Here is a 4,290-nt window from a genome sequence, read left to right on the forward strand (position 1 = left end):
GGCCAGGTCCACCGCGCCTTCGACTCCACGCTCGAGCGCGCGGTGGCGGTGAAGTTCCTGCGCGGCGACGACCCGCGCGAGACCGAGCGGCTCGTCCTCGAGGCGCGGCTGCAGGCGCGAGTGGAGCATGAGAACGTGGTCCGTGTGCACGCGGTCGGCTCGCTGGAGGGCCGCGCGTGCCTCGTGCTCCAGCTCGTCGAGGGCAAGACGCTCGCGGACCTCGCCGCGGGCCTCACGCTCGCCACCCGGGTGGAGCTGGTGCGCCAGGCGGCCCTCGGGCTCGACGCCGCCCATCGCCAGGGGCTCGTGCACCGCGACGTGAAGCCCGACAACGTGCTGGTGGAGGAAGGGCCGGGCGTGCCGCTGGCGAGGCTCGGTGACTTCGGCCTCGCCCGCGGCGAGGAGGGCGGGCTCACCCACTCCGGCTTTCCGGCGGGCACGCTCGAGTACATGGCGCCCGAGCAGCTCGCCAGCGCGGGCCCGGTGGACTTCCGCGCCGACGTCTATGCGCTCGGCGCCACCCTCTACGCGGTGCTCGCCGGGCACCCGCCGTTCCACGGGCTCGCCGAGGCGTCGGGGCGCTCCGAGCCGGCGATCCTGCTCCGCCGCATCCTCGCCGATGAGCCGCCGGCCCTCGGCACCGCGGTCCCCCGCGAGCTGGCGCTCGTGGCCGCGTGGGCGATGCGGAGGGAACCGGCCGCGCGCTACCCCTCGGCGCTCGCGTTCGCCGAGGACCTCGGCCGCTTCCAGCGCAGCGAGCCGGTGCTGGCGCGGCCGCCGACGCTCGCCTACCGCGCCACGAAGTGGGCGCGGCGCAACCCGGTGGCGGCGCGCGCCGCCGCCGTGGCGGCGGCGGCGGTGGTGCTCGGCGTGGCGTGGGCCGCGTTCGCCGAGCGGCGGGCGGGCCTGGACGCGCTCGAGGCCGCGCGGCTGGGCGCCGAGGCGCAGCGCATGGAGAACGCGATGCGCATCGCGCACCTGTCGCCCGCGCACGACCTCTCGCCGGAGTACGCGGCCATCCGCTCCTCCGTGGACGCGCTGCGGCGCGCGGACGGCAGCGCCGGAGCGGCCGCGCGGGCCTTCGCCATCGGCCGCGGCCTCCAGCTCCTCCATGACGCCGACCCAGCCCGCGAGGCGCTCGAGCGGGCGTGGACGCTCGGGTTCCATCACCCCGAGGCGGCGCTCGCGCTCGGCCTGCTGGACGGCGAGCGCTACGCGCGCGAGCGCGCTCAGCTCCCGCGCATCGACGACCCGAAGCGGAAGGAGGGCCGAATCGCCGCGCTCCGGGCGCGCTTCCGCGAGCCCGCCGTGGCGCGCCTGCGGCTCGTCCCCGCCGCGACCGGCGCCGACCGCGACCTCCTCGAGGCCCGCATCGCGCTCGTGGAGGAGCGCCATGCCGACGCCGCCGCGCTCGCCCGGAGGGCGCGCGAGGCCGGGGCCGACCCGCTCGAGGCGAGCACCCTCGAGGGCGAGGCCTGGCTGCGCCGCTCCCTCGAGGTCTACGAGACGCGAGACCTTGACGGGACGCTCACGCCCCTCGCCGAGGCCCTCCCGGCGCTCCGGCGCGCGGCGGAGATAGGACGCAGCGCCCCCCGCCCCCGCCTCCTGCTCGCCCAGGCGCTCATGCACGAGGGCATGGTCCGCCAGCAGCGCGAGCCGGTCCGCGCCGACCGCTTCGACCCGGCGCTCGCGGTCCTCGCCGAGGGGCTCGCCCTGGACCCGAAGGACCCGGACCTGCTGGTCGTGCGCTCCGAGATTTTCGCGGAGAAGGGGCGGCTCGCACGCATGCTCGGCACCGACCCGGGCCCGAACCTCCTCGCCGCGGTCACCTCCGCCGACGCCGCGACGCGGGCCGCGCCTTCGAACCGCTCCGCATGGGAGCGGCTCGCCTGGGCCTGCCTCAATTACGCGCGCGAGCTGCGCGATGCCCATTACGAGGTGGGCTGGGCCTGGGAGAAGGGCATCGCGGCGGCGACGCGCGCTGGCGAGCTCTCTCCCGAGTCGAGCGTCCCGCCCTCGCTGCTCTCGCAGATGTACGCGGACCGCGCCGAGACCACCGGCATCCGCGGCGGCGACTCGACCGGGGACATCGAGGCGGCGCTCGTCGCGGCGCGCCGGGTGGCGCAGATTGGAGACCGCCCCATCGTATCGCGCATCATGCTCGCCCAGGCCATGCGCCAGGACGCCACCCGGCGCTGGTCCGCCGGCGAGGCGGCCGACGCGCGCTATGCGGAGGCGGCCCACATCCTTGGCGAGGCCTTCTCGATGGGCGAGGGCCAGTCGGCGCTCGCCGGCTTCGGCGTGCAGATCGCGGTCCTCTGGGCCGAGTCCGTGCTCCTCGAGGGACGGGGGCCTGACGACGCGCTGGCCGCGGTGGCTCCCTGGGCCGCGACGCTGCGGACGCGCGTCGACACCGACATCGTCGCCGCCGCCCAGCTCGCCGAGCTTGAGGTGCTCGAGATCCAGGCCGCGGTGCTGGCGGGACGGGACCCCGGGCCCGAGTTCGCCCGGGCCAGGCCGCTGCTCGAGAAGGTGGTGAAGGCCGGGGTCTACCCGGCGATGCGGGGCCGGATGGCGGAGGTCGAGCTGCACCGCGCGGCGTGGCTGGCGGGCCGCGGGCTCGACCCCCTCCCGGCCCTCACCGCCGCGGACCGGTACGCGCAGCTCATGAAGGCCGAGGATGCGAGCAGCCCCGACGGCTGGCGCCTGGAGACGGAGGTCGTGCTCGCGCGGCCCTCACCGCTGGCGGCCGACCTCGCCCGGGCGCGCGCCGCCATCGACAAGTCCCTGACCTTCACGCCGGAGGACCCGCGCCTCCTCGCCCTCCGCGGCCACGTGCTCGCCGCGTCGGGGGACCTCGCGGGCGCACGCGCCGCACTCGAGCAGGCCCGGACGCGGAACGGCCGTCTGGCGTGGGTCAAGTCGCTGCAGGCCCGGTTGCATTAGCGCGTCTCGGGGGGTGGCCCCGCGCTCGGGCGGCAGGCCCGCGCGCATCTTGCTCCGGCGCTCCTCGGGGAGGCTCTTGAAGTACGCCAGCGTGTCGCGGACGGTGACGTCCACCGGGCGGAACTTGAGCCCCGCCTGGCCTTTTCCGGCTTCGGCTCTGCCCCCGCTTGAGGGAGCTATCTCGGCGCCCATAGCACCAGGACGAACTTCATTTACACATCGAAGCTGGTCAGGCTGGCAAGAAAAGACGAACAATGACGCTATCCGAGGTTCGTGAGCGATGAGCAAATATTTCATGCTGGAATGCACGGCGCCCGAAGACTGGGATGATCCGGCACTGATAGAAGGGATCGCGCCTCCCGATGGCAAAGACTCCTGGAGATTCGGTCGGCGTTTCAAGAGCCCGCCCATGGAGCCCGTGAAAGTTACCCTTCACGCGGACTACGGAATTCAGATTGAAGAATTCTGGAACGTGGATACCTTGTTGATGACCAGGCGTCTCCATGCAGCGCTGTTGGCCGCCGGGGTTGGAAATCTGGATGTATATGATGCGGTCATCTCGCACGCGGCTCGCGATTTTGTGTCACTCGAGTACGTGGTGTGCAATCTTGTTGGTGTTGTTTCTGCCGCCAATATGAACGAGTCTGCCGTTATAGGCGGTAGTCGCGATGGCCTGATTGATACCGACTTTGAATCTGTGTCCATTGACGAAAGCAAGACGCGGGGCGCGCTGATGTTTCGGCTTGCCGAGAACACGAGCGCAGTAGTCGTGCACGCAAGCGTCAAGGAGTATCTTCTGGCGCAGGGTTTCGACATGCTGACTTTTGTGCCGCCAGAAGACTGGATGGGTTGAGAAGCAATCATGGGGGGCTTGGCACTCTTGGCCCTGGCGGCTTGAGTTTCAACACCACGCGGCCCGGAGGGGCCCGCGCGACGGGGCCAGCCTCGCACCTGCCGTGGGCAGTCCCAGGTGCTCCAAGAGGGCGCGCACCCCGTCGGGTGCCGTCAGGGACGCCAGCACACGGCGCCTGCCTCCACACCTGCCGCACCCGAACACGTCCAGCGCGAAGCTCCTGCGCAGCAAACCGGCCCCATCCAGTTGCGGCGTGCCCTCCTGGGTCGGCTCCTGCCTCGCCCCTGCCTCAGGCGGCTCACTTGCCTCTTCCGGCTTCGGCTCTGCCCACGCTTGAGGGAGCGTCCCCGCGTCCACCGAGGCGCTGCGGCGCGCGCACGCGCGGGCCCGGGCCGAGCTGCGCGCCCGGCCGCGGGTGCGGCGCTGGTGGTGGAGCGCGCTCGGGCTGGTGGGGCTGAGCCTCGCGGTCGGTATCGGCAGCGCGGTGATGA

At 72.9% G+C, this 4,290-nt stretch carries 3 protein-coding genes; 2 read left to right on the forward strand and 1 reads right to left on the reverse strand.

Going from position 1 to position 4,290, the window contains the following annotated elements; all coding sequences use genetic code 11:
- Positions 1–2,946: serine/threonine-protein kinase (locus D7V93_RS47545; RefSeq protein ID WP_147451575.1), on the forward strand; the 2,946-nt coding region annotated here is incomplete at its 5' end.
- 280 nt (positions 2,947–3,226) lie between these two features.
- A complete protein-coding gene (locus D7V93_RS45970) occupies positions 3,227–3,799 on the forward strand; it encodes an imm11 family protein (protein ID WP_167509545.1) in 573 nt (190 codons plus the stop codon).
- Between the two features lie 48 nt (positions 3,800–3,847).
- Here D7V93_RS45970 and D7V93_RS47105 read toward each other — a convergent pair.
- On the reverse strand, positions 3,848–4,290 hold a 443-nt coding region (locus D7V93_RS47105; protein WP_244237769.1), incomplete at its 5' end, for a hypothetical protein.

This window comes from Corallococcus llansteffanensis (assembly GCF_003612055.1).
Lineage (GTDB): Bacteria > Myxococcota > Myxococcia > Myxococcales > Myxococcaceae > Corallococcus > Corallococcus llansteffanensis.

What these genes read in the sequence shown, in the direction of transcription:
- D7V93_RS45970 (WP_167509545.1), top strand. Translation starts at nt 3,227, where the DNA reads ATGAGCAAATATTTCATGCTGGAATGCACGGCGCCCGAAGACTGGGAT.